Origin of the sequence: Streptomyces spinoverrucosus, assembly GCF_015712165.1 — a bacterium.
GTDB lineage: Bacteria > Actinomycetota > Actinomycetes > Streptomycetales > Streptomycetaceae > Streptomyces > Streptomyces spinoverrucosus_A.
In genome coordinates this window covers 2,038,464-2,063,616 of sequence record NZ_JADPZX010000001.1, presented here as the reverse complement: position 1 = coordinate 2,063,616, position 25,153 = coordinate 2,038,464, and the positions used below count along the sequence as shown (strand labels likewise).

At 70.0% G+C, this 25,153-nt stretch carries 19 protein-coding genes; 15 read left to right on the top strand and 4 right to left on the bottom strand.

Going from position 1 to position 25,153, the window contains the following annotated elements:
* Nucleotides 1-40 precede the first annotated feature (40 nt).
* Nucleotides 41-820, bottom strand: coding sequence for a transcriptional repressor LexA (gene lexA / locus I2W78_RS09245; protein WP_196458595.1), 780 nt, complete (start codon nt 818-820; stop codon nt 41-43).
* Between the two features lie 751 nt (nt 821-1,571).
* Between lexA and nrdR the strand changes: the two genes are divergently transcribed.
* The 4 genes from nrdR (at nt 1,572) to I2W78_RS09225 (ending at nt 6,182) form a co-directional block, all read left to right on the top strand.
* Nucleotides 1,572-2,123 (top strand): transcriptional regulator NrdR, encoded by a 552-nt coding sequence (nrdR, locus tag I2W78_RS09240; RefSeq protein WP_196458594.1) that lies wholly within the window; start codon nt 1,572-1,574, stop codon nt 2,121-2,123.
* Nucleotides 2,124-2,287: 164 nt separating this feature from the next.
* On the top strand, nt 2,288-5,182 hold the full coding sequence (locus I2W78_RS09235; protein ID WP_196458593.1) for a vitamin B12-dependent ribonucleotide reductase: 2,895 nt from the start codon (nt 2,288-2,290) through the stop codon (nt 5,180-5,182).
* Nucleotides 5,183-5,387: 205 nt separating this feature from the next.
* On the top strand, nt 5,388-5,972 hold the full coding sequence (locus I2W78_RS09230; RefSeq protein ID WP_196458592.1) for an ArsR/SmtB family transcription factor: 585 nt from the start codon (nt 5,388-5,390) through the stop codon (nt 5,970-5,972).
* Between the two features lie 21 nt (nt 5,973-5,993).
* Nucleotides 5,994-6,182: a hypothetical protein gene (locus I2W78_RS09225; protein WP_196458591.1), complete on the top strand. Its 189-nt coding sequence runs from the start codon at nt 5,994-5,996 to the stop codon at nt 6,180-6,182.
* A 221-nt stretch (nt 6,183-6,403) separates the two neighbouring features.
* Here I2W78_RS09225 and I2W78_RS09220 read toward each other — a convergent pair whose 3' ends face one another.
* Nucleotides 6,404-6,937, bottom strand: coding sequence for a TerD family protein (locus I2W78_RS09220; RefSeq protein WP_196458590.1), 534 nt, complete (start codon nt 6,935-6,937; stop codon nt 6,404-6,406).
* Between the two features lie 148 nt (nt 6,938-7,085).
* Between I2W78_RS09220 and I2W78_RS09215 the strand changes: the two genes are divergently transcribed.
* The 3 genes from I2W78_RS09215 (at nt 7,086) to I2W78_RS09205 (ending at nt 9,450) form a co-directional block, all read left to right on the top strand.
* Nucleotides 7,086-7,691, top strand: coding sequence for a YdbC family protein (locus I2W78_RS09215; RefSeq protein WP_196458589.1), 606 nt, complete (start codon nt 7,086-7,088; stop codon nt 7,689-7,691).
* A 183-nt stretch (nt 7,692-7,874) separates the two neighbouring features.
* Nucleotides 7,875-8,555 carry a histidine phosphatase family protein gene (locus I2W78_RS09210; protein ID WP_196458587.1) on the top strand — a complete coding sequence of 227 codons (681 nt, stop codon included), beginning with the start codon at nt 7,875-7,877 and terminating at the stop codon, nt 8,553-8,555.
* Nucleotides 8,548-9,450 carry an ADP-ribosylglycohydrolase family protein gene (locus I2W78_RS09205; protein WP_196458585.1) on the top strand — a complete coding sequence of 301 codons (903 nt, stop codon included), beginning with the start codon at nt 8,548-8,550 and terminating at the stop codon, nt 9,448-9,450. Before I2W78_RS09210 ends, I2W78_RS09205 begins: the two co-directional genes overlap by 8 nt.
* A gap of 727 nt (nt 9,451-10,177) precedes the next feature.
* Here the strand turns inward: I2W78_RS09205 and I2W78_RS09200 are convergent.
* Nucleotides 10,178-11,728 (bottom strand): MFS transporter, encoded by a 1,551-nt coding sequence (locus tag I2W78_RS09200; protein WP_196458583.1) that lies wholly within the window; start codon nt 11,726-11,728, stop codon nt 10,178-10,180.
* A gap of 187 nt (nt 11,729-11,915) precedes the next feature.
* Here I2W78_RS09200 and I2W78_RS09195 point away from each other — a divergent pair, with 187 nt between their 5' ends.
* The 3 genes from I2W78_RS09195 (at nt 11,916) to I2W78_RS09185 (ending at nt 14,043) form a co-directional block, all read left to right on the top strand.
* Entirely contained in the window at nt 11,916-12,539 is a 624-nt protein-coding gene (locus tag I2W78_RS09195; RefSeq protein WP_196458581.1) for a TetR/AcrR family transcriptional regulator, read from the top strand.
* An 83-nt stretch (nt 12,540-12,622) separates the two neighbouring features.
* Nucleotides 12,623-13,324, top strand: coding sequence for a ribonuclease HII (locus tag I2W78_RS09190; protein WP_196458579.1), 702 nt, complete (start codon nt 12,623-12,625; stop codon nt 13,322-13,324).
* 68 nt (nt 13,325-13,392) lie between these two features.
* Nucleotides 13,393-14,043 carry a hypothetical protein gene (locus tag I2W78_RS09185; RefSeq protein ID WP_196458577.1) on the top strand — a complete coding sequence of 217 codons (651 nt, stop codon included), beginning with the start codon at nt 13,393-13,395 and terminating at the stop codon, nt 14,041-14,043.
* Between the two features lie 200 nt (nt 14,044-14,243).
* On the opposite strand, the gene I2W78_RS09180 is transcribed toward I2W78_RS09185, so the two are convergent.
* The gene (locus I2W78_RS09180) at nt 14,244-14,867 is read right to left on the bottom strand and encodes a hypothetical protein (RefSeq protein ID WP_196458575.1); all 624 of its coding nucleotides are present in this window, start codon (nt 14,865-14,867) and stop codon (nt 14,244-14,246) included.
* A gap of 389 nt (nt 14,868-15,256) precedes the next feature.
* Here I2W78_RS09180 and I2W78_RS09175 point away from each other — a divergent pair, with 389 nt between their 5' ends.
* The 5 genes from I2W78_RS09175 (at nt 15,257) to I2W78_RS09155 (ending at nt 24,987) form a co-directional block, all read left to right on the top strand.
* Complete coding sequence (locus I2W78_RS09175) at nt 15,257-17,416, top strand: RecQ family ATP-dependent DNA helicase (RefSeq protein WP_196458573.1); 2,160 nt, start codon at nt 15,257-15,259, stop codon at nt 17,414-17,416.
* Between the two features lie 218 nt (nt 17,417-17,634).
* Nucleotides 17,635-19,257: a DUF4192 domain-containing protein gene (locus I2W78_RS09170; RefSeq protein ID WP_374222656.1), complete on the top strand. Its 1,623-nt coding sequence runs from the start codon at nt 17,635-17,637 to the stop codon at nt 19,255-19,257.
* Between the two features lie 550 nt (nt 19,258-19,807).
* On the top strand, nt 19,808-21,727 hold the full coding sequence (locus I2W78_RS09165; protein ID WP_196458569.1) for a glycogen debranching N-terminal domain-containing protein: 1,920 nt from the start codon (nt 19,808-19,810) through the stop codon (nt 21,725-21,727).
* Nucleotides 21,728-21,964: 237 nt separating this feature from the next.
* Nucleotides 21,965-22,723, top strand: coding sequence for an NUDIX hydrolase (locus I2W78_RS09160; RefSeq protein ID WP_196458567.1), 759 nt, complete (start codon nt 21,965-21,967; stop codon nt 22,721-22,723).
* Nucleotides 22,724-22,908: 185 nt separating this feature from the next.
* Nucleotides 22,909-24,987: an ABC transporter ATP-binding protein gene (locus tag I2W78_RS09155; protein WP_196458565.1), complete on the top strand. Its 2,079-nt coding sequence runs from the start codon at nt 22,909-22,911 to the stop codon at nt 24,985-24,987.
* Nucleotides 24,988-25,153 lie beyond the last annotated feature (166 nt).

Sequence of the window (25,153 nt, the reverse complement as noted above, 5' to 3'; positions counted from 1 at the left end):
GATCAGGGGAGGTCGGCGACAGGGCCGCCCGCAGCGGGCATCACACCCGCCGTAGAACAGCGACCACCTTGCCGAGGATCGTCGCGTCGTCGCCCGGAATCGGCTCGTACGCCGAGTTGTGCGGCAGCAGCCAGACGTGGCCGTCCTCGCGCTTGAAGCGCTTGACGGTGGCTTCGCCGTCGAGCATCGCGGCCACGATGTCACCGTTCTCGGCGACCGGCTGGCGGCGGACGGTGACCCAGTCGCCGTCGCAGATCGCGGCCTCGATCATCGAGTCACCGACGACCTTCAGTACGAACAGCTCACCGTCACCGACGAGCTGCCGGGGGAGCGGGAAGACGTCCTCGACCGACTCCTCGGCGAGGATCGGGCCACCGGCGGCGATGCGGCCGACCAGCGGGACGTACGAAGCGGCGGGCTTGCCCGCGGTGTCCGTGGGCTGCACGGATGCGGCCTGGTCGGAGCCGCGCACCTCGTACGCGCGCGGGCGGTGCGGGTCGCGGCGCAGGAAGCCCTTGCGCTCCAGTGCCATCAGCTGGTGCGCCACGGAGGACGTGCTGGACAGCCCGACCGCCTGGCCGATCTCCCGCATCGACGGCGGGTAGCCGCGCCGCTGCACCGAGTCCCTGATGACCTCGATCACCCTGCGCTGCCGGTCGGTCAGCCCGGAGCTGTCCGCCCGGATGCCTGGAGGTCGGCCCGGCAGAGAGCGCTTGGGCCCCTCTTGATTCGTGGCTTCGTTCATCGCATGCACCGGCTCGAGTCGGCCCTGGGAGCGGTCCTGGGCAGTGATGGTGGCACTGTCTGCGGTGGTGGTCACGTCGGCCCCTCTCGATGGTCTCCCTGCTGGACAACGGTAGTTGCTTTCGAAAGGTTGCGCCAAACGCACGTTCGAGTGAAAAAGTGCGAATCACCGGACGCGATCATGTGTCTGGGTGTATGGCCGACGCGGCGCCCCGTAGGGAAAAGCGCCCATTGTTGTACTGTTCACCGCCGGGGCGAGCCCTCGTGGGGTGCGTGGCCCAGTGTGCCACCCTGTGCCCCGTCAACCGGGTACCGGCCCCCGTCTATGCGGGAGTCCTACGTCTTCTCCCTGTGGCGCCCACGGTATCTCCCCACGTGCCGCCGCGATACGGGCGTGCACCGACGAGTCCGGCGTGCCGTCGCGACACGGCTGCGCGACGACGAGTCCAGCGCGCCGCACGCGCGCATGGAGCACGACTGTGTCTGGACGCGCCGCACGCGCGCATGGAGCACGACTGTGTCCACAGGCGCCGCACGCGCGTGTGGAGCACGGACGTGTCCGACGCGCCGCACGCGCACGCAGAGCACGGATGTGCCCGACGCGCCGCACGCGCGTGTGGAGTGCGCTGATGCGCCCGCCGACACGCGAAGCGCTGCTGATGTGCAGGCCAATCCCCACATGTAGTGGTTGGATGGCTACAGCAGCCCAGAAGTTGTGGTCCCCCCGGTCTTCGGCCGCGCGATCATCGCCTATGCTTGTGGTCGCTTCGAGGGGCCCACGGGTCTGTTGAGGCTATTGAGTCTGCTGTGAGGAGGGTTGGGAGTTCATGCACTGCCCCTTCTGCAGGCACCCCGACAGCCGCGTGGTCGACAGTCGTACGACCGACGACGGCACGTCGATCCGCAGGCGCCGCCAGTGCCCTGACTGCTCCCGTCGTTTCACGACCGTGGAGACGTGCTCGCTCATGGTGGTCAAGCGGTCCGGAGTCACGGAGCCTTTCAGCCGTACCAAGGTCATCAACGGCGTGCGCAAGGCATGCCAGGGACGGCCTGTCACCGAGGACGCACTCGCCCAGCTCGGCCAGCGGGTCGAGGAGGCGGTGCGGGCCACCGGGAGCGCCGAGCTGACCACCCATGACGTGGGGCTGGCCATACTCGGCCCGCTGCAGGAGCTGGACCTCGTCGCCTACCTGCGATTCGCGTCCGTCTACCGGGCGTTCGAGTCGCTGGAGGACTTCGAGGCGGCGATCGCGGAACTCAGGGAAAAGCCGGAACGCCCCGCCGCGGACGACGAAGACGGCGGCACGGGGAGCCAGGAAGACGACTGCGGGTCCGGAGGGGCTGGTCAGCTCCCCGAGCCCGCCCGCGCCGCCGACTGAGCGGCGGGCCGGGTTTGGGGGCGGCATCCGGACCCGGTCGGCTCGGCGGCGATCGAAGACCTGTTGCGGGCGGCAGCGAGAGGAGCCCGCAACGCAAGACAGAACACCGTGCCACGGGAACATCGGGGCACTTCAGGGCGTTTTAGCCCGTACAGGGAGGCGGCATGACAGAGACGGCGAGCGGTCCGGCACGGAGTTCCCGCGCCAAGGGCACCAAGGCGACCAAGGGGCTGCGTATCGAGCGCATCCACACCACCCCCGGCGTGCACCCGTACGACGAGGTGGCCTGGGAGCGCCGTGACGTCGTCATGACCAACTGGCGCGACGGCTCGGTCAATTTCGAGCAGCGTGGCGTCGAGTTCCCCGACTTCTGGTCGGTGAACGCGGTCAACATCGTCACCAGCAAGTACTTCCGCGGTGCCGTCGGCACCCCGCAGCGCGAGGTGAGCCTGAAGCAGCTCATCGACCGCATCGTGAAGACGTACCGGAAGGCCGGCGAGGACCACAAGTACTTCGCCTCGCCCGCCGACGCCGAGATCTTCGAGCACGAGCTGGCGTACGCCCTCCTGCACCAGATCTTCAGCTTCAACAGCCCCGTATGGTTCAACGTCGGCACCAAGCAGCCCCAGCAGGTCTCCGCCTGCTTCATCCTGTCCGTCGACGACTCCATGGAGTCGATCCTCGACTGGTACAAGGAAGAGGGCATGATCTTCAAGGGCGGTTCCGGCGCCGGCCTGAACCTCTCCCGCATCCGCTCCTCCAAGGAGCTGCTGTCCTCCGGCGGCAACGCCTCTGGCCCGGTCTCCTTCATGCGCGGCGCCGACGCCTCCGCAGGAACGATCAAGTCGGGTGGCGCCACCCGCCGCGCCGCCAAGATGGTCATCCTGGACGTCGACCACCCCGACATCGAGGACTTCATCGAGACCAAGGTCAAGGAAGAGGAGAAGATCCGCGCCCTGCGCGACGCGGGCTTCGACATGGACCTGGGCGGCGACGACATCACGTCCGTCCAGTACCAGAACGCCAACAACTCGGTCCGCGTCAACGACGAGTTCATGAAGGCGGTCGAGCAGGGCGGCAAGTTCGGCCTGCGCGCCCGGATGACCGGCGAGGTCATCGAAGAGGTCGACGCCAAGGCCCTGTTCCGCAAGATGGCCGAGGCCGCCTGGGCCTGTGCCGACCCGGGCATCCAGTACGACGACACCATCAACCACTGGCACACGTGCCCGGAGTCCGGCCGTATCAACGGCTCGAACCCCTGCAGCGAGTACATGCACCTGGACAACACGTCCTGCAACCTCGCCTCGCTGAACCTGATGAAGTTCCTGAAGGACGACGGCAAGGGCAACCAGTCCTTCGAGGCCGAGCGCTTCGCCAAGGTCGTCGAGCTCGTCATCACCGCGATGGACATCTCCATCTGCTTCGCGGACTTCCCGACGCAGAAGATCGGTGAGAACACGCGCGCGTTCCGCCAACTCGGCATCGGCTACGCCAACCTCGGCGCCCTGCTGATGGCGACCGGCCACGCGTACGACTCCGACGGCGGCCGCGCCCTCGCCGGTGCCGTCACCTCGCTCATGACCGGTACGGCCTACCGCCGCTCCGCGGAGCTGGCCGCGGTCGTCGGCGCCTACGACGGCTACGCCCGCAACGCGGACGCCCACAACCGCGTCATGAAGCAGCACGCCGACGCCAACGGCAAGGCCGTCCGCATGGACGACCTGGACACGCCGGTGTGGGCCGCCGCCACGGAGGCCTGGCAGGACGTGCTGCGCCTCGGTGAGAAGAACGGTTTCCGTAACTCCCAGGCGTCCGTCATCGCCCCGACCGGCACCATCGGTCTGGCGATGTCCTGCGACACCACCGGCCTCGAACCCGACCTCGCCCTGGTCAAGTTCAAGAAGCTGGTCGGCGGCGGCTCGATGCAAATCGTCAACGGCACCGTCCCGCAGGCCCTGCGCCGTCTGGGCTACCAGGAGGAGCAGATCGAGGCGATCGTCGCCCACATCGCCGAGCACGGCAATGTCGTCGACGCTCCGGGCCTCAAGCACGAGCACTACGAGGTCTTCGACTGCGCGATGGGCGAGCGGTCCATCTCCGCGATGGGCCACGTCCGCATGATGGCCGCGATCCAGCCGTGGATCTCCGGCGCCCTGTCCAAGACGGTCAACATGCCGGAGTCGGCGACCGTCGAGGAGGTCGAGGAGATCTACTTCGAGGCCTGGAAGATGGGCATCAAGGCGCTCGCCATCTACCGCGACAACTGCAAGGTCGGCCAGCCCCTCTCCGCCAAGACCAAGGAGAAGGAGAAGGCCGAGATCACGGAGAAGGCCGAGGCCACCATCCGTGAGACGGTCGAGAAGGTCGTCGAGTACCGCCCGGTCCGCAAGCGCCTCCCCAAGGGCCGTCCCGGCATCACGACGTCGTTCACGGTCGGCGGCGCCGAGGGCTACATGACCGCCAACTCTTACCCGGACGACGGTCTCGGCGAGGTCTTCCTGAAGATGTCCAAGCAGGGCTCGACGCTCGCGGGCATGATGGACGCCTTCTCCATCGCGGTCTCCGTCGGCCTCCAGTACGGCGTGCCGCTGGAGACGTACGTCTCGAAGTTCACCAACATGCGCTTCGAGCCGGCCGGCATGACGGACGACCCGGACGTGCGGATGGCGCAGTCGATCGTCGACTACATCTTCCGTCGCCTGGCGCTCGACTTCCTGCCCTTCGAGACGCGTTCCGCGCTCGGCATCCACTCCGCCGAGGAGCGTCAGCGTCACCTGGAGACGGGTTCGTACGAGCCCAACGAGGATGAGGTCGACGTCGAGGGCCTGGCCCAGTCGGCGCCGCGCGCCCAGGAGCTCAAGGCCGTCGCCACGCCGAAGGCCGACATCGAGGCGGCCAAGCCCGCCCCGAAGCAGGCCCACACCAGCGCCGAGCTGGTGGAGATGCAGCTGGGCATCCAGGCCGACGCCCCGCTGTGCTTCTCCTGCGGTACGAAGATGCAGCGCGCCGGCTCCTGCTACATCTGCGAGGGCTGCGGTTCGACGAGCGGCTGCAGCTGACACGAGCGGTAGCGCGTTGGATGCGACATCCGACATAGCGTCCATGCGTCGCTGATCAGTAGCTGATGAAGGGGATCAACCCATGGGTTGATCCCCTTCATCGCGTCACAGGCCTGGGCTGCGTACCCGATTCTGGGCCTGCCCGAGTCGATGACTTGCAAAGAAAGCGTTGCAACGGACCCTTTGCAAAGCTATCTTTGTAAGCATGAACGAGCCACAGGACCCGCAGGTCCACAGTCTCGACGCCCGCTCGCTGCGCGGACTCGCGCATCCGCTGCGTATGCGGCTGCTGACCGCGCTGCGGCACGGCGGACCGGCTACCGCATCGCAACTGGCCGCGAAACTGGGCGAGTCCAGCGGTGCCACCAGCTACCACCTGCGTCAGCTCGCCGCGCACGGCTTCGTCGAGGACGCGCCGGAGCACGGCAAGGGGCGGGAGCGGTGGTGGAAGGCGGTTCACATGGGCGTGCGCTTCGACGAGGCGCTGCTCAAGGACCGCGACCCTGAGGTCCGCGGGGCCGCCGACCTCTACATGCACGAGGTCGCCAACCAGCACACCCGTGATCTGGCGACGTGGCTCGGCACCCGCGAGGACTGGTCGGAGGCGTGGAACCGCTCTTCGGACATGAGTAACTGGACGCTGAGCCTCACGCCCGAACTCGCCTTCGAACTCATCCACAAGATGCACGACCTCGTGGAGAGCTACCGCCCACTGGCTCCCGAGGACGGCACCCCGGACGCCGAGAAGGTGCGCATCCACACGCACGTCATCCCCATCCACATGGACTGAACGGACTGAGAGGCCGCCCCGATGCATCCCGAGACCCACCTCGCTCTGCACCACGCCCGCGCCACCGAACTCCGTGCCGAAGCCGACGCCCACCGCCTCGCCCTCGCGGACCGGCAGACCCGTGACCTCCGTATCCGTCTCGGTTGGACCCTTGTGGAGGTGGGCCTGCGAATGGTTGCCACCCCCAAGACGGCGACGTCTGTTCCGTAGTCTTCACGTTTAGGGCGCTTCGGCAGAAGATCGCGGACGCCGCAAGAACGTGCGCACCAAGAGGTCTGTGCCGGTACGCCTGACCGGCGGTCCTCGATGGGCGAGGGGTGTCGGCTCTGTGCCGGTGCCCCTCGCCCTGGTATGCGCTCTGCAATCGTCGTAGGCGCAATCGTCGTATGTGCTCGTCGTATGTGTTCAGGCGGCGCCAAATTGACGTGCGGTCACGGCCTCGACGGCCGGCCCATCGTCGTGGTGAAGGTGGTGGGGTCGTCCTCGAAGCCGTGGACGCCGGAGTGGAAGTCCCACGCGCCGGAGTCGCCGCGCACGAACTCCGCGACCTTTGCTGCCGTGGAGCCGAGGACGTTGCCGAAGTCGTCCGTGGCGAGGTCGGTGTAGCCCTCACGAATGCGCAGGGACGGCTTGATCACGCTGACGAAGGTCCGGCGGGCGGGTCGCTGCTGGATGATGACGCCGACCACCACGCGCGCGTAGCGCGGGTCCAGCCGGTCGAGTTCCACGGTCAGGACCTCGTCCCAGCCGAAGCCCTTGCCGTCTTTGCTGTCCCGGTTGAGCGTGATGGTCCCGTCCGGGGAGCGGCTGTCGAAGTGGACCACATACGCGGGATCGCCATAGGGATCGCTCCCCAGGTAGGTGGCGGCGACTATGTCCAGATCGGTCGGCGGCTGTCCCGCCGTACTCGGGTCCCACTTCACCGCGATCTCGACCTTGCGGATCCCCTTGGTGATGACGCTCATCGGACGTCCCCCTTCCCATCTGCCCGCAGCCCGAACTGCCGGGCGTCCCGAGCCGGTTGTCCATCCTGCCACGCGCGCGGGTGGGCGTGCGCGAGTGCGCCGCGTCCGGGCGTGACCGACGCCACGCCCGTGGCCTTACGATGGCGCGGTGCTGGTCAAGTGGATTCGCTGCACCGTGGTGGACCGCCGCGGGTTCGAGCGGGGGCAGCGAAAGTGGGCGGGGCTTCTGGGGGAGCCGGGATTTCGGGGACAGGGCGGAGGCTGGAGCCGGGGACGGCCCGCGGTGGCGCACATCTTCGCCTTCTGGGAAAGCCGTGCCTTCTACGACTCCTTCATGGCCCGCTCCCACGACAGGCTGGCGTCGGCCCAGTCCGGCACCTTCAAGGACGCGCAGGTCAGATTGTTCGACTACCGCTTCGACGTGAAGACGGGCTTCGAACCGCGCTTCACGGACGCCGACCTGATCCGGGTGGCGCTCTGCCGCGTACGGGAGGAGCGCGTCGAGAACTTCACCCTGATGCAGGAGAAGGTCTGGAACCCTGCCATGGCCGGCTCGCCCGGGATGATCCGTGGGCTGTTCGCCGAGGCCCCGGGGCACGAGTTCATGGTCCTTTCGATGTGGCGGTCGGCCGCCGAGCACGGCAAGTACCGCACAGAGCGAGTGGAGCGGCTCGCCCTGCGGGCCCAGACGGAGGCGGACATCGCGGCACTCACCGGCGACATCGTGGAGCTGGAACCCACGTGGACCGTTTGAAAACCGGACCCGCCGACGTAGGATCCGGGCCCGACAGTGTCCGCGCGCAGCCCGCGAAGGTTTGAAATCTGGACCCGCAAAACGTGGGCCCGCTGTGGCGCAGGGTGCGGGAAGTGTGTGACCTATGCCTTATGGGGCCCGTACGAGTGCTCGACATGCCGTCGCCCGATCTAGGGTTTTGGCATGGCACGACCACGGCGCATCATCCTTGTCCGGCACGGCGAGTCAACGGGCAATGTTGATGACTCCGTGTACGAGCGCGAGCCCGACCATGCACTGGCACTGACCGAACGCGGCCGGCGACAGGCCGAGGAGGCCGGAAAACAGCTCCGCGATCTCTTCGGACGGGAGCGCGTCAGTGTGTACGTCTCCCCCTATCGCCGTACGCATGAGACGCTCCGCGCCTTTCACCTCGACCCCGACCTCATACGCGTGCGCGAGGAGCCCCGGCTGCGGGAGCAGGACTGGGGCAACTGGCAGGACCGTGACGACGTACGGCTGCAGAAGGCCTACCGCGACGCGTACGGACACTTCTTCTACCGCTTCGCGCAGGGCGAGAGCGGCGCCGACGTGTACGACCGGGTCGGCGGTTTCCTGGAGAGCCTGTATCGCAGCTTCGAGGCACCGGATCACCCACCGAACGTGCTGCTGGTGACGCACGGCCTGGCCATGCGGCTGTTCTGCATGCGCTGGTTCCACTGGACGGTCGCCGAGTTCGAGTGCCTGTCGAACCCCGGGAACGGCGAAATACGGATGCTCGTTCTGGGGGAGGACGGCAAGTACACGCTGGACCGGCCGTTCGAACGCTGGCGAGATCCAGAGTCGTACGGGGATCACTGGATAGAGTGGCAGGGCAATGACTGACTCCTCTCCCGGTGGGCACTTGGACCGCGCCCTCGCCAGCCTGCGCGGACTCGCGGTGGGGGACGCGCTGGGCTCCCAGTTCTTCGTGCCGGTGAACTACCCGCTGCTCAAGCGACGCGAGCTGCCGCCCGGCCCGTGGCAGTGGACCGACGACACGGAAATGGCCTGCTCCGTCGTCGCCGTCCTCATCGCCCACCACCGCATCGACCAGGACGCCCTCGCCCGCTCCTTCGCCGAGCACCACGACGTCGACCGCGGCTACGGCCCCGCGGTCAACCGGCTGCTCCGGCTGATCCGGGAAGGCGGCGACTGGCGCGAACTGTCCGCCGCGCTCTTCAACGGCCAGGGCTCCTGGGGCAACGGTGCGGCGATGCGGATCGCCCCGCTGGGTGCCTGGTACGCCGACGACCCCGAGCAGGCCACGCACCAGGCGGAGATCTCCGCCTACCCCACGCATCAGCACCGCGAGGCCGTGGTCGGCGCCATGGCCGTGGCAGCAGCCGCGGCGCTCGTCGCCGCACCCGGCGGACCGCCCAGCCCCGAGTCGCTGATCGACGACGTCGTCGCGCTCGTCCCGAAGAGCGCCGTCGGTGCCGGGCTGCGCCGCGCCCGGGACATGCTGGACTACGGCGACCCGGCCACGGTCGCGGCCGTACTGGGCTGTGGGCGGCGTACGACCGCGCATGACACCGTGCCCTTCGCCCTCTGGTCGGCCGCGCGTTCCCTCGGCGACTACGAGCAGGCGTTCTGGACGACCGCGCAGGCCGGCGGCGACGTGGACACCACCTGCGCCATCGTGGGCGGAGTGCTTGCCGCGGGGACGGCCGGGACGCCGCCCACGGAGTGGGTGAGGCGGACGGAGGCGCTGCCGGACTGGATGGGGGCGTCGGTTTAGCGCGCTCGTGCGACGCGGCGGCTTCGGGAAGCGGCGGTTTCGCGGGCCCTGTTTCGGCCGGAGCTCCTTGGGTCTGCGGCTTGGTGTGCCGGGCGCTGCCTGGCTCCTTGGACGCGTGCTGCCTGTCTTGAAGCGGGCCTCTTGCCGTCACGGCTCCTTGGAGTGGCGGCTTCGTGGGCCCCGGCACCGTCATGGCTTCGTAGTTGCGTTCTCCGCGGGCCCTGTTTCTGCAGTGACCTCTCGGGCCTCTGGCTTGGTGAGCCCACGCTGTTTGGCTTCTGCTTTTCGTGAGTCGTGGCCACGTGTGCCGTTGCCTCGTCAGCGGCACCCTGCGATTTCGAGAGCCGCAGCGATCGAAGATCCGAAACTCTCTGTGCATGTCGGGAACTCTCCGTGACCGCCCGGCGTTCTCGTGGCAACCGCTGTGCGAGGTACGCGCAAGCGGGAGACACGAGCGTTGTAGGGGGTGGCCATGGAGACGCTGCAGGTCGTGGTCCTCGTGCTTGCGGTCGCCGCCGTGGTGTGGCGCGGCCGCAGGCTGATTTCGGCCGGTGTGATGCGGTGGGCGACCGGATCGGTGCGGATGGCCGGGTCGTCCTCCACGCCGTACGTCCCCTGGAAGGGGCCCGGCCATCCTCCGCCCTGGGCAGGTCGGCCCGGCCGCCACGGACGTACCCCCGTCACATCCGTCGGCGTGCCGCCGAGGCCGACCCGCGGCCTCCGCCCGTCAGCCGACCACCGGCCCGGACGTACCGGCGAGCGCATCCAGGTCGCTCTTGCGTACCCGGATCACCAGCCAGGCGGTCACCATGGCGAGAACGGCCATGGCCGCGGCAGGGATGAAGGCCGTCGAAATGCCCTGAGCCAGCACTTCGTGGCCCCAGGGTGCGGGCAGCTGATGCGTCCGGGCGAACTCGGCCTTCTGTTCCGCCGAGCCGTCGGCGAGGAAGTGCGGCAGCTGCTTCTCCGCCTCATCCCTGCTGGCCGTGCCGAACACGGTCGTGAGGATGGACAGGCCCAGCGAACCGCCCACCTGCTGCGTGGCGTTGAGCAGGCCGGACGCCGCGCCCGCCTCGTGCTGGGCGACACCGGAGACGGCGGTCACCGTCGCCGTCACGAAGTTCAGGCCCATGCCGAAGCCGAACACGAACATGGGACCGAGTACGCCGCCGACGTACGAGCTGTCGGGGCTGATGAAGGTCTGCCACACGAGGCCGACCACGACCAGCGCCGAGCCGACCAGCATGAACGGCTTGGGGCCGAGCACCGGCAGAAACCGCTGCGACAGACCGGCGCCGACCACGATCGCGACCGTGACCGGCAGGAAGGCCAGGCCCGCCTTGATGGGGCTGTAGCCCAGCACGTTCTGCACGAACAGAACGATGTAGAAGAACATGCCGAACATGGCCGCCGCCAGGCTCAGCATGATCACGTACGTCCCCGAGCGGTTGCGGTCGGCGAACATCTTCAGCGGAGTGATCGGCTCCTTGGCCCGTGCCTCGATGAACACGAAGGCCAGCAGCAGCACCAGCGCGACGCCGAACGACATGAGGGTGAGGTCGTCCCGCCAGCCCTCTTCCGCGGCCCGGATGAAGCCGTACACCAGGGCCGCCATACCTATGGTCGAGGTCAGCGCGCCCGCGATGTCGAAGCGGCCGGGGTGGCGTTCGGACTCGTTGATGTAGAGCGGCGTCAGGACGGCGATCAGCACACCTATGGGCACGTTGACGAAGAGCACCCAGCGCCAGTCGAGCCACTCCGTGAGCATTCCGCCGGCCAGCAGGCCGATTGCGCCGCCACCTGCGGAGACGGCGGCGAAGACGCCGAACGCCCGGTTGCGTTCCGGTCCCTCGGCGAACGTGGTGGTGATCAGCGCCAGCGAGGTCGGCGACGCGATGGCGCCACCCACGCCCTGCAGGGCGCGTGCGGCCAGCAACTGCCAGGGCTCTTGGGCGAAGCCGCCCAGCAGCGAGGCGAAGGTGAACAGCAGGATGCCGAACATGAAGACCCGGCGGCGGCCGAGGATGTCACCGGCGCGGGCGCCGAGCAGCAGCAGTCCGCCGAAGGTCAGTGTGTAGGCGCTGACCACCCAGGTGAGGTCGGTGGTGCTGAACGCAAGCGCTTCCTGAATATGGGGAAGCGCGATGTTCACAATGGTGGCGTCGAGGACCACCATGAGTTGGCAGGCTGCGATGACGGTGAGCGCGATGCCTGGCCGCCCTTGGCGGCGGGCGGCAGTAGGCGGTATCTGGTCCTGGAGCTTCGGAGAGGTCGTCACTATGGGTCCCCCATGAATGGCTTAGTGAACGCTCGCGTTCACTGTCGCGTCAACCGTAGTGAGTCCCCAGTAGTGAACGCAACCGTTCACTTAGATGGTCGTGGCGCCGCTCGTCCCCAGCGGTCGTCGCACGGATGTGTCCCCCTTCCCCGAAAACCCCGCTTCCCTGTTCGTTGGAGACACTCGGATGGTTACTTCGCGCTGGACGGCCGCCCCCGCTCAGGCGGCCTCCTCCCGTCGGCGCGGCGTCGTGCTCGAACGCGCGATCCTCGAAGCCGCGCTGGAGCAACTCGGTACGGTCGGCTGGCACGGCCTCACGATGGAGGGCGTGGCAACGCGTGCTCAGACCGGCAAGGCCGCGATCTACCGGCGTTGGCCGTCCAAGGAGGACCTCGTCGCCGACGCACTGCGGGCCGGGCTGCCGCAGATCGAGGCGGCGCCCGACCTCGGAAACGTGCGCGACGATCTGGTGGCCCTGTGCCGACTGGCGCGCGACGCGATGTACTCGCGACCCGGCTCCGCCCTCCGCTCCGTCATTCACGAATGCGACAGCGTCCAGGCGGAGCGGTTCCACGAGGTAATCGTGCACGGCGTGGTGGAGCCGACGGTCAGAGTGCTGCACGAGGTGATCGACCGCGGAATCGAGCGGGGGGAGGTGCGGCCCGACGCGGCGAACGGATACGTCTACGACGCCATGCCGGCGATGATGATGTACCGGTCGAAGGTATGCGGGAGCGAATGGCCGGACCGGGACATCGAGGAGATGGTCGACCAGTTGATGGTCCCGCTGCTGCGCCGGATCGGGGCCTGATTCCAGGGCGTTGCGGTCCAGGCCGTGGCTTGGGCGAACCAGGGTGTCGCAGGGGGTTGCGGGCGGCGTAGTCTAAGGGCGCCATGCCGTACGAACCGCCTACTCACACCGTCGAGCGCTCCCTTCGCGCAACGACCGGAGCGAAGATCATTGCCGGTGTCGACGAGGTGGGGCGCGGCGCCTGGGCCGGACCGGTCACCGTCTGTGCGGCGATCACCGGACTGCGCCGGCCTCCCCTGGGCCTCACCGACTCCAAGCTCCTCACCGTGAAACGGCGGACCCAGCTCGCCGAGGAGTTGCGGACCTGGGTGACGTCGTACGCCCTGGGGCACGCGTCCCCGGAGGAGATCGACGACCACGGGATGACGGCGGCGCTGCGGATCGCGGCGGTGCGTGCCCTGGAGGGCCTTCCGATCCGTCCCGATGCGGTGATCCTCGACGGTAAGCACGACTACCTCGGGGCGCCGTGGCAGGTCCGTACGGTGATCAAGGGCGATCAGTCGTGCGTGGCGGTGGCGGCGGCCTCGGTGATTGCCAAGGTTCAGCGCGACAAAATGATGGCCGAACTGGGTATCGACCATGCAGACTTCGGTTTTGCGGACAACGCCGGGTATCCCTCACCCGTGCACAAGGCCGCACTGGCGGAGCGGGGGCCCACCCCCTACCACCGGTTGTCATGGGCGTATCTTGATGCGCTGCCCCAGTGGCGGCACCTCAAGAAGGCCCGCAGCTGGGCGGACGGAAGCGTTCCGGAGATCGAAGGTCAGCTCGGCTTCGATTTCTGACGGTTCCGGTCGCACGTATGTGCCACCCACTGGCGCGAGCCGCACCAACGTTTGATAGATATCAACTCATGCCTCTCATCCCCGAGGAGCCTCAGATTCACGAGAGTGCCCAGGGTCCCCGCGCTACTCCGGCCAGTGGCCGTACCGCGCCGACCCCCCGTCCCGTACCCGGCCCCCGCCCCGCGGCTCCGCCGCGTCCCGGTCGTCCCGGCCCTCTCCGGCCCGCGCCGCCGGCGCAGCGTACGGGCGTGGTCGGGCCGAAGCCCGGGCCCGCGGGTCCGGGCTCAACTGCCGCCTCTGCCGCCCCTGCTCCGGCCTCGGCTTCGGCGACTCCGCAGATCCAGCTGATCCCGGCTCCGGCCGAGGGCGCGCTCGACGCTGCCGAGGAAGCCGTGGACCTGCTGCTGGAGTCCGGTCGTGCCCCCGGTGACGTGCTGGTGATCACCACCGGTGAGTCGCACCCCTGGGCCGCTCACGAGCTGTCCTTCGGTGAGGCGTCCTACTGGGCGCAGCACGATGCCCGCGACGACGTCTTCTACGCCGACGCCACCGTGGCCGACCGTGCCGCGTCCCGGCCCGTGGTCGTGGTCGCCGTCAACGGCGGGTCCGACGCCGCTGCCGCCACCGCACTGCCCATGGCTCTCACCCGGGCCGGCGCTCTGCTGATCGTCTGCGGCGACCCGCAGCAGATCAACTCGGTGCTGGGCGCGGGCGTCTGAGTCGGCCGGCAGGTCAGGGGCGTTGGGTCGGCGAACGCGCCGTCCCGGCGGCGACCGCACGGCGCGGTCTTTGGCGTGCGGGGACGACGGTTGCGTACGTCCTCCGACTGATGGCCGGAGAGGTGCTGTGCCGCCCTGCCGAGGGCGTGTGCGCAGCGTGGTGATCTGCCGCGTGGGTCAGGTCCTGCTGGTCCGGGCGCTCAGCGCGCTGCCACGCGGCGCAGCACTTCGGAGGCGGCACCTCCGGTGCGCGGCGGTGGGGGCGGTGCCTCGGACGTCGCGAACGGCTCGGGCGCCGACGTGGAGTTGGGGCGGCGGCCACCTCGGCCCTCGCCGAGGACCTGCCAGCCGTCGCGGGTCAGCGTGATGTACGCCCCGCAGCGCAGTCCGTGGAGTGTGCACGCGTCACGCAGGCCCCACATCCACGCGCCGTCCTCCTCCGTCCAACGCGCGTCGCCCTCACGGCAGTAGAGCAGCACGGCTGTGCGCACAGGCGTGCGGCGGCGTAGATCGTGTGGGATGACCCGGCGCAGCTGGTCGAGCAGCGTGTTGCGGAACATCCAGCCGTCGGCGGGCGCCGAACGCCTGGTGAACGAGGCACTCGCGCGCAGCCGTTCGTCCGCGTCGAGTACGGCCACGATCGCCGTCGACGGCTTGGGGCGATGACGGGTGTGCAGTCCGCTGACGACTTCCCGGGGGTTGCGCAGCAGCGGGATTCCCGCGGCGGCCCACTCCGCGGGTTCCAGCAGTCGGGCCACGGCGTTGGCTGATGCGGCGGAGGTCGACGTGGCAGCCGCGGAGGACGGAGCGAATCCGAAGGTCACGTTCCTCCCTTCGGCTACGCGCCCACACTGCGGGCGGGGTCTGGATCGGGGGAGTGCGCACCGCAGCGGAGCCCTACCTGGTCGCGGGACGAGCCGTGCGGGGAGCGGACCTCAATTCTTGCTGTCGAACTTGGATGCGGCAACGAGCAATTGAGGCGACCGACCCTTAAGAAGTGGTCTGTGGCTTATATCCGTACCCGGTGGGGTGTTGCGTGATGCGGGGCGATACTGCGCAGGTAGGAGCATGTGGGCGGTGACCGCGAGGATTCAGTGCGGAGGGTGGGCGGCGCGGTCGGCGCTCGCCGCGCTTCACCTGCGTACTGTTCGCGAGCGACCCGTCACCTTGAGTGAGGTGGCTGACTGTCCTTGCCATCGGGTTGCATGGAGGCATGGACGATCTGGAGCTCCGCGCCGAAGCCGACGCCATCCTTGCCGAGCTTGTCGGTGTCCCGGGCGGTTCTGCGCGGTTGCGCGAGGACCAGTGGCAGGCGGTGGCGGCCCTGGTGGAGGACCGTCGGCGCGCGTTGGTGGTGCAGCGCACCGGCTGGGGCAAGTCGGCGGTGTACTTCGTCGCCACCGCTCTGCTGCGCCGACGTGGCTCAGGCCCGACGGTGATCGTCTCGCCGTTGCTGGCGCTGATGCGCAACCAGGTCGAGTCGGCGGCACGGGCCGGTATCCGGGCGCGCACCATCAACTCGGCGAACCCGGAGGAGTGGGAAACCATCCACGAGGAGGTCGAGCGCGGCGAGACCGACGTTCTTCTGGTGAGTCCGGAGCGCCTCAATGCGGTCGATTTTCGCGAGCAGATGCTGCCCAGGCTTGCGGCTACGACCGGTCTGCTGGTGGTCGACGAGGCGCACTGCATCTCGGACTGGGGGCATGACTTCCGGCCTGACTACCGCCGCTTGCGGGCGATGCTCGCCGACCTTGCCCCTGGGGTGCCGGTGCTGGCCACCACCGCGACCGCGAACGCGCGGGTGACGGCGGATGTGGCCGAGCAGCTGGGTACCGGAGTCGGCGACGCCCTGGTGCTGCGCGGCCCGCTCGACAGAGAGAGCCTGCGGCTGGGTGTGGTGCCGCTGCCGGATGCCGCCCATCGTCTGGCCTGGATGGCCGAACATCTGGACGAACTGCCGGGTTCGGGGATCATTTACACGCTGACGGTGGCCGCCGCCGAGGAGGCCACCGCCCTTCTGCGGCAACGTGGCTTCCGGGTGGCCTCCTACACGGGGCGCACGGAGAACGCCGATCGGCTGCAGGCCGAAACCGACCTGCTTCAGAATCGGGTCAAGGCGCTGGTCGCGACCTCGGCACTGGGAATGGGCTTCGACAAGCCGGACCTGGGCTTCGTGGTCCATCTTGGTTCGCCGTCCTCGCCGATCGCCTACTACCAGCAGGTGGGGCGCGCGGGCCGCGGGGTGGAGCACGCGGACGTGCTGCTGTTGCCGGGCAAGGAGGACGAGGCCATCTGGCGCTACTTCGCCGACACCGCCTTCCCGCCCGAGGCGCAGGTCCGCCTGACCCTCTCGGCTCTCGCCGATGCGGGACGCCCGCTGTCGGTGCCGGCTCTGGAGGCCGTTGTCGACCTCCGACGCACCCGTCTGGAGAGCATGCTGAAGGTGCTCGACGTGGACGGGGCGGTCAAACGGGTGAAGGGCGGCTGGATCTCCACCGGTGAGCCGTGGGTCTACGACGCCGAGCGGTACGCCTGGGTCGCTCGGCAGCGGGCCACCGAGCAGCAGGCCATGCGCGATTATGTGAGCACGTCCGAGTGCCGGATGGAGTTCCTGCGTCGGCAACTCGACGACGAGGGGGCGGCTCCGTGCGGCCGCTGCGACAACTGCGCGGGAGCCTGGGCCGACTCCTCCGTCTCGGCGGAGGCGCTGACGGGAGCCGCGAAGGAACTGGACCGCCCGGGGGTGGAGGTCGAGCCGCGGCGGATGTGGCCCACGGGTATGCCCGCACTGGGCATCGACCTCAAGGGACGTATCCCGGCCAAGGAGCAGTGCTCCACCGGCCGCGCCCTGGGACGGCTCTCGGACATCGGCTGGGGCAACCGGCTGCGCCCCCTGCTGGCCGAGAACGCGCCCGACGGTCCGGTCCCCGACGACGTGCTGCAGGCCGCGGTGGCCGTCCTCGCCGACTGGGCGCGCTCTCCAGGAGGCTGGGCGTCGAATGCCGCCGACACGCCTGCCCGGCCGGTGGGAGTCGTGGCCGTGCCGTCCCTCGCCCGCCCCCAACTGGTCGGTTCACTCGCCCGGCAAATCGCGGCGGTCGGCCGCCTCCCCTTCCTGGGAACCCTGACGTACACCGGATCGAACGGCGCGCACCCGGCACGTCGTAGCAACTCCGCCCAGCGCCTCAGGACCCTGTCCGGCGCCTTCACCGTCTCCGAAGATCTGGCCCACGCTCTGGCCCGCTCTCCCGGACCCGTCCTGCTCGTCGACGACTACACAGAGACCGGCTGGACCCTCGCCGTCGCTGCCCGCATGCTCCGCCTGGCGGGCAGCGAAGAGGTCCTTCCGTTGGTCCTCGCTGCGGCGGGTTGAGCTGCCTCCTCGTCCAGTTCGAAGACACAGCGCACCACACGCGAAAACCGGGTTGAGGATGGCCGGTTCCGACCAGGCCGGTAGGTACCGGGGACCGACCGCTGTGTCGTGTCCCTGATCGGAGTTATCCACAGGCACAAGCGGAGTCTTGAGTTCCGCGAGATCGTCGGGGCATGACGAATCACGGCGAAACGACTGGATCCTTCGAAAACGACGACATGACCGCGTCGGACGGATCGCACCGATCCAACGCTCACCACGGGCGCGCCCCACACGACGCAAGCGCCTACAACTCCGACTCCACCAACCGCGACGAGCCGGCCGCCACCCATCGCGTCACCCTGCGCTCCCCGGCCGAACTGGCCGACGCCCTGCCGTACCTGCTCGGGTACCGCCCCGAGGACAGCATCGTCCTCGTCGCCCTGCATGACCGGGGAGGGCGCGGGCGGTTCGGCGGTCGGGCGCGGCTCGGCATTCCGGCCAGTCCGGACGACTGGGAGTCCGTCGCAGGGCAGTTGGCCCACGGGCTGGTGCGGGGAAGCGAGCGCAGGGGAGCCCGGCCGGAACAGATCGTGGCGTACGTCTGCCAGGAACCGGGCGTGGGGGAAACCGGCCGGCAGGTCATGGAGCGACTCCGCCCGCTGGCCCACAATCTGCGTCTCCAGTGCGGACTGCTCGACGTACCGGTGATCGAGGCCCTGTGCATCTCGGACGGCCGATTCTGGTCGTACTGCTGCGACAACCAGGAATGCTGCCCCGCCGAAGGCCTCCCCATGGGGCTGCCGGGCACCTCGGTCCTGGCCGCCGCGGCCACCTACGCCGGGATTCAGGTGCGCGGGACGCTGCGCGAGCTGAGGGCGAGGCTCCAGCCCTGGGAGACCGCCGCGGCCCTGGAGCAGGAGGCCGCGCTGGACGCAAGCAGTAGGGCCCTCGTCCCCAGGATGCTCGACGACACCACCCGCGCGGGCGTGGCCGAGAAGACGGTCGAGCTGGCCAGCCAGGTCATGAGCCGGCTGGCCGATGCGCCGCCCGCCTCCGGCGCATTCATGGCGGACCTCCGCGACGACGGACTGCTTCGCAACGACGAAGCCGCGACTCTGATCCTCGGCCTGCAGGACCGCACCACCCGCGACCGGGCGGCCGAGTGGATGGAGGGCGACGAGGCAGCTCCCGCGCTACGGCTCTGGCGCGCCCTGGCCCGCCGTTGCGTCGGCTCCTACGGCGAGCATGCCGCTGCACCTCTCACCCTCGCGGGCTGGGTCGCCTGGTCGACCGGCGACGACATCGAAGCCCGGGAGGCGCTGGCCTTGGCACTGGGCGCCGACCCCGACTACCTCTTCGCCCGACTTCTGCACCAGGCCGTCAACGAAGGCCTGGATCCGGAGTCGATCCGCCGCTGCCTGCGCGCGGAACGGGACGGTCGTGCTCACCCCGTGGCCGGGCAACTCGACGAGGCGCGGGGACCGGAGGGCCTCGACACGACGCAGAGCACTGATGGCGCCGGGCGCGATGCCGATGGAACCGACGCCGACGGGTCCGACGCCGACGGGTCCGATGCCGACGGGTCCGACGCCGACGGGTCCGAGTCCGTGCCGGGTTCGCGGCCGCGCCGCCGTGGTCGGCCCGCCGCCGATACCCACAACTCTCGCTCCCTGACGTCCAAAGAGGCGCGGAAGAGCGCGCGGACGTCCCGCGGGCTGCCGGGAGCCGGCACCGGCCCGGGCATCGGGCGGAGTGGCGGTACGCATCCGCCCGCGGCCGCGAAGGGTGGCGTATGGCGTCGTGGCACATCCCGGCGGGGCATTGTCCCCGGTGGCAGCGACACGAAGGGGGACGCATGAGGTACGGCCGAGTGAGCTGCCGGGTCAGCCGGATGGAAGGCGCTCAGCAGCGTCCGATCGCCGCCCGGAGTACCCGCGTCGACTTCGGCGACACACGCCCTGCCCGCCATTCGGTCGGGTTGGCCGGGCATGGGCGTGACCCGGAGGAGCCCCGTTCCGTTCACCTGAGTGGCGGAACGCCTGGACGGATGGCGTCGCCGCAACGCCATGTCCCCACAAAGCCTCCCGCCCGGCCCCGAACAAGCCCGAGGCGCACAGAGCGCAGAGGAAGCAGCCCGATGCACCAGCCGACTCCGCCCTCCGCCGCCGACGACGACCGCGCGCACCGGCTGACTCCGCCCCCGCCAATGGACCAGGACGCATCACCCGTCCCCAGGGGCCACAACCCGCTACCGACCGCCTCCACATGCCGGGGCCGCCAACACCCCCCGCCCACCCCCCGCACGCCTCCCGGACCACCCCCCGCAGCCCTACCACCAGCCCAGCTCCCACCCCAACCCCACCCCGACCCCCGCGCCGCTCCAGCGAGTTGCCGCCCACCCACACCGCCATGATCTGCGTCGCCCTGCCCGGCCTCGCCGTTTCCACGGAACAGGGACAGCTGACCGGCAATGGGCTCGAGGGCTTCTATCGCGCGGGTCGGCGGCTGCTCTCCCGCTGCCAGGTCCGTGTGGCCGGACGTGAACCGCTCGCGGTACAGGCCCGGATGACCGCCGCCGATCGCGCCCGCTTCGTGGGCACCCTGCGCGCCTCGCCGGACGCCGGACCGGACCCGGACGTCGTCGTCGAGCGCACCCGGCACGCGGACGGCACGGAGCGGATCACCCTCCACAGCGCGGCACCTCGCCCCCTCCGCCTTCCTGTTGAGGTCGCCCTCGGCACGGACCTGGCGGCGCTGGGCGCGATCGCGTCCGGCACCGTGGGGCCGGAGGTGCCCGCCAGCGTCCATGACGCCGGTCTGCGCTGGTCCCTTGGCACAGCGGCCTCGTCGGTCACGGCAGACCCGCCGCCCGCCGACGCACTGGCCTCTGCGGGCCTGCTTCGTTGGGAGTTCGACCTGCCCCCGGGCGGCAGCGCGAGCCTTGAGCTGAGAGTGCGCGCGGACCGGGCGGGGACCGTTCGAGCGGTCGGTCGCGCGGCGTCGAGTCCGCTCGCCCAGGCCGGCACGACGGGCGACGCCCCCGGCGTGCAGACGCTTCTGCGGACCAGCGTCGACGACCTCCAGTCGCTGCTGTTGCGCGATCCCGCACATCCGGCCGACGTGTATCTCGCCGCCGGGGCACCATGGCGATGCGGCCTCGCCCCGGCAGACGCACTCGCGGCTGCCCGGATGGCGCTTCCCCTCGGCACCCGGCTCGCCACTGGCACGCTGCGTGCCCTCGCCCGTACCCAACTGGGCGGACCCGGTCGGCAGTCCGGCATGATCCCCGGCCCGCGCCGGGACGCGGGCAGCCATCTGCCGCCCGGTTGCACCGGCACCGAGGCCACGCTGCTCTTCCCCGTACTCCTCGCGGAGGCCCGCCGTTGGGGGATGCCGGAGCACGAGACGGAGGAACTGCTGCCGGTTGCCGAACGTTGCCTGACCTGGCTGCGGAAGACCGTGGGTGAGGGTACGTACCTGTGCGACCCGCAGCCCGGCGGCCCCGTCCGCTGCGAGACACAGGCACACGCCCACCGCGCGGCGTTGCTCGGCGCCGATCTGCTCAACGCCTGCGGCAGACCCGGCGGCGCCGGGCTGCGGGAGTGGGCCCGGGCGCTGCGGTCGGCCTTCCGCACCGACTTCTGGCTCGACGACCTGGGAGGAGGTCGGCTCGCGGCGGCCCGTGGCCCCGACGGTCGCCCCGTACCGCACCTCGGCTCGACCGCCGTCCACCTCCTCGACACCGGCCTGCTGGCCGGGGGCGAGTGGGCGCCGGGGCTGCTCGACCGAGCGCAGACGGAGCAACTCGCCCGGCTCCTCGGCAGCCCGGCGATGGATTCGGGGTGGGGACTGCGCGGGCTGGGTGTCAAGGAGGCGGGGTACAACCCGTTCGGTCACCGCAGCGGTGCCGTGCGGGTCCACGAGACGGCGATCGCGGTCGCGGGACTCGCCGCCGCCGGGTACGAGAAGGAGGCCAGTGCGCTGCTGCGGGGCGTCCTGGCGGCGGCCGGGACCTTCGATCACCGGCTGCCCGAGATGTACGCGGGGGAGCAGCGCACCGACGGAAACGCCCCCCTTCCCCACCCGGCCGCCTGCCGCCCCGCCGCCACCGCGGCCGCCGCCGGGATCCTGCTGCTCACCACCCTCGCCGGCATCCGCCCCGACGCCCCCGCCGGCACGATCACCCTGCGTCCCCTCCGCAGCGCGCCCCTGGGCGAGATCACCCTGAACGGATTACGCGTCGCGGGCGCCCCCTTCTCCGTGCGGGTCAGCCGCCTCGGCCTCGCCATGGTCGAGGAGGCCGCCGAGGGACTGCAGCTCGGAGTGTGACGTGGACGAAGACTCGGGAGGCTGACCCACCAGACCGAATCCACCAGACCGAATGGTGATCAAGAGAGCGGGAGACGCCGACCGTATGCGGCAACCAGGACAGCGACCTCGAGTGGCGGGACGACACGCAAGGGCCCGGAGCCGCAGGTAGGACCCGTATCGCTCGGACGCCGACCGGCCGCCGATGCAGCCGACGAAGGGAGTGTTTATCGTCAGGCAGACGACTATGATCGCGACATGCCCTACGACCCGTCAGCCTTTCCGCCCTTTGCCGTCACCGTGGACCTGGTCGTGCTGACCGTGCGCCGCCATGCCCTGTGTGCGCTGGCGGTACGCAGGGGAGAGCCGCCGTTCCAGGGCCGCTGGGCGCTCCCGGGAGGCTTCGTGCGGGCCGACGAGGATCTGGCACAGGCCGCCGCACGCGAGCTTGCCGAAGAGACCGGGCTGTGCGTCCACGACCCCGCGGTGCCCGCTCAGGACAACGGCGCCCACCTTGAGCAGCTCGCGACCTACGGCGACCCCAAGCGAGACCCCCGGATGCGCGTGGTCAGTGTCGCTCACCTCGCCCTCGCTCCCGACCTGCCCGCACCGCGAGCGGGCGGCGACGCCAGCAACGCACGCTGGGCTCCGGTCGAGGAACTGCTGCAGCAGGGCGGCTATGCCCGTGACGGCGAGCCCGTGGCGCCGCTCGCCTTCGACCATGCTCAGATCCTCGCGGACGGGGTGGAGCGCGCCCGCTCCAAGATCGAGTACTCGTCGTTGGCGACGGCGTTCTGCCCGTCCGAGTTCACCGTCGGCGAGCTGCGCCGCGTCTACGAGGCGGTCTGGGGAGTGGCGCTCGACCCTCGCAACTTCCACCGCAAGGTGACAGGCACGCCGGGCTTCCTGGTGCCCACGGGTGGTACGACCACACGGCAGGGCGGCCGCCCGGCACAGCTCTTCCGTGCGGGCGGGGCCACGCTCCTGAACCCGCCGATGCTGCGGCCGGAGGTGTGACCGCGGGCCGCGGTCACCAGCCCCGGCCCGAGCAGGAGCCCAAGCACGAGCCCGGGCACGAGCCCCGAGGACGAGCCGAAAACCGTAAGAAGAGGCCGGCCCGGCAACGAGGGACGCGATCACACTCCGCGAAGTAAGGCACCAGGTACCCGCAAAAACGGACATAACGCGCTATCTTGCTACGGGTGATCCAGGCCTTCGGACTGACCAGCACCTCCCGCAAGGACCTTTCGCCCGCCGTCGACGACGTCACCTTCGAAGCACCCGCGGGCCGCGTCACCGCGCTGCTCGGAGATCCGGGTGCCGGCAAGACGGCGGCCCTCAGGCTGATGCTTGAACTCCAACAGGGCCGCGGCATCACCTACTTCAGAGGCCGCCCACTGCATCGCATCCCCCACCCGTCGCGCGAGGTCGGTGTCCTGCTGGGCGACGTGCCAGGGCACCCCGACCGGACGGTCCGCGGCCACCTCCGCATGCTGTGCGCCGCTGCCGGTGTCTCCGCCCGTCGAGCGGACGAGGTGCTTGAGGTGGTCGGCCTCGTCAGCCTCCGCGACGAACACCTCGGCACGCTCTCCCGCGGCATGGACCGCCGCCTCGGCCTCGCCTGCGCCCTGCTGCCCGACCCCCACACACTCGTCCTCGACGAACCAGCCGACGGACTTTCCGCCCGTGAGAGCAACTGGCTGTACGGCATGCTGCGCGCCCACGCGACCCAGGGCGGCACGGTCCTGGTCACCCTGTCCGACCCCAAGGAAGCCGCACGCACCGCCGACCGCGTCGTCACCCTGGAACGGGGCAGGGTCGTCGCGGACCAGGAGGCCGCGGCGTTCGCCCGCACCCGGCTGCGGCCACGCGTCGCCGTCCGGAGTCCGCACGCAGCCCGTCTCGCCGCCCTGCTCACCAAGGAGGCCCGCACCGCGCACCGCTCCGTCGAGGTCGTACTGGAGAGCGGCAACCGCCTCTCCGTGTACGGCAGTACCTGTGCCGACGTCGGCGAGACGGCGTTCCGTCACGGCGTCCTCGTGCTCAAACTCGCCGACGAGGTCGGGGACATGGGCCCGGGCGCAGGGGCAACACCCCCGCAGGAGCCGCAGCCCGGACGGCCCGAGAGGGGGTCACACACAGCCACCGTGACCCCCTCGGCGACGGCAGACGAGGAGACAGTCGTCGAGGAGACAGTCGTCCAGGAGGCAGTCGTCCATGAGACAGCCGCCAAGGAGGCAGCGCTCGGGGAGGCAGCTCTCGAGGAGGCAGTCGCCGAGGAGACGGCCGACGAGGCGACCGCGAACGACTCCACGACCGACAAATCCAGCACCCCACCAATTCAGGCACTGCCCGACACCACTCCTACTGCCCCGGATTCAGCCGCCTCCACAGATAGCAAGGCCCCCGCTGACCACAGCAGCCCCGCACAATCCGCCGGAAACCACCCCCTCCTTCCCGCCCCCCAGGACCCCCTCCCCTCCCTCCCACCCCCCATCTCCGTCCACCCCGCGCCCAGCCCCCTCCGCCCCCTGCGCTACGAGCTCCGCCGCGCCGCCGGCATCAGTACCGGATTCGTCACCGGTGCCACCGTGCTCGCCGTGTCCGCGCTCACCGCTGTCGTGCTTGCGCGGATCGGGCACACCCCGCAGGCGCGCCTGTTCGCCGCGTGGCCGCAGCAGCTGCCGCTGCCCCCGGCGGCGCTCGGCGCGGGGCTGCTGGGGGCACTGGCCTTCGGAGACGAGTTCCGCCACCCCGCCCTGGCGGCGGACCGCGGCACCGTGCCCCGTCGGCTGGGGCTGCTCACGGCCAAGCTCCTCGTCTCCGCTGCCACCGCGCTCGCCCTGGCCGTCCTCACGGTGGGCTGCGACGCCGAAGTGCTCTATCTCGTCTACGGACGGGAGGTCGCGCAGGTTCCCGGCGACTGGCTCTCGCTGAGCGCGAGTTGGCTCGGCCTCATGGTCGGGTGCGCCTGGGCCGGGGTGCTGGCCGCGGGCGTCTTCCGGTCCACCACTGCCGGGCTAGCCGCCGTTCTCGCCGTACCCATTGTCGTCGTACCCCTCGTACAGAAGGTCGTGGACGGGGCGTCCGTGCGAACCGCGGCGGGTTTGCCGATGCGGATGCGGCAGATGTTTCTGCTGCAGTGGCCCTTTGGCGGGGAGCGCTATCTGGAGGCCGCGGCGCGGGTCGTCGCCCAACCCGTCGGCAGCGCGCTGACGTTGTCGCTCACCGCGCTGCTCTGCGCGTATCTGCTCGCGACCCTGCGGAGCAGGGCCCGATGACAAGCTTCTGACAACCCTCCGCGCCCTTCCGTCCTGGTGCTGCGCACAAGTCCCTCGGGAAAGCCCATTTCTTTCCGATAAGGCGTCAATTGCGACGGGGTGAGCGATCACCCTTTCGTGTGCTTTTCACCAAAGACCTCAAGGGAGTTGGAGACAGCGCCGACAA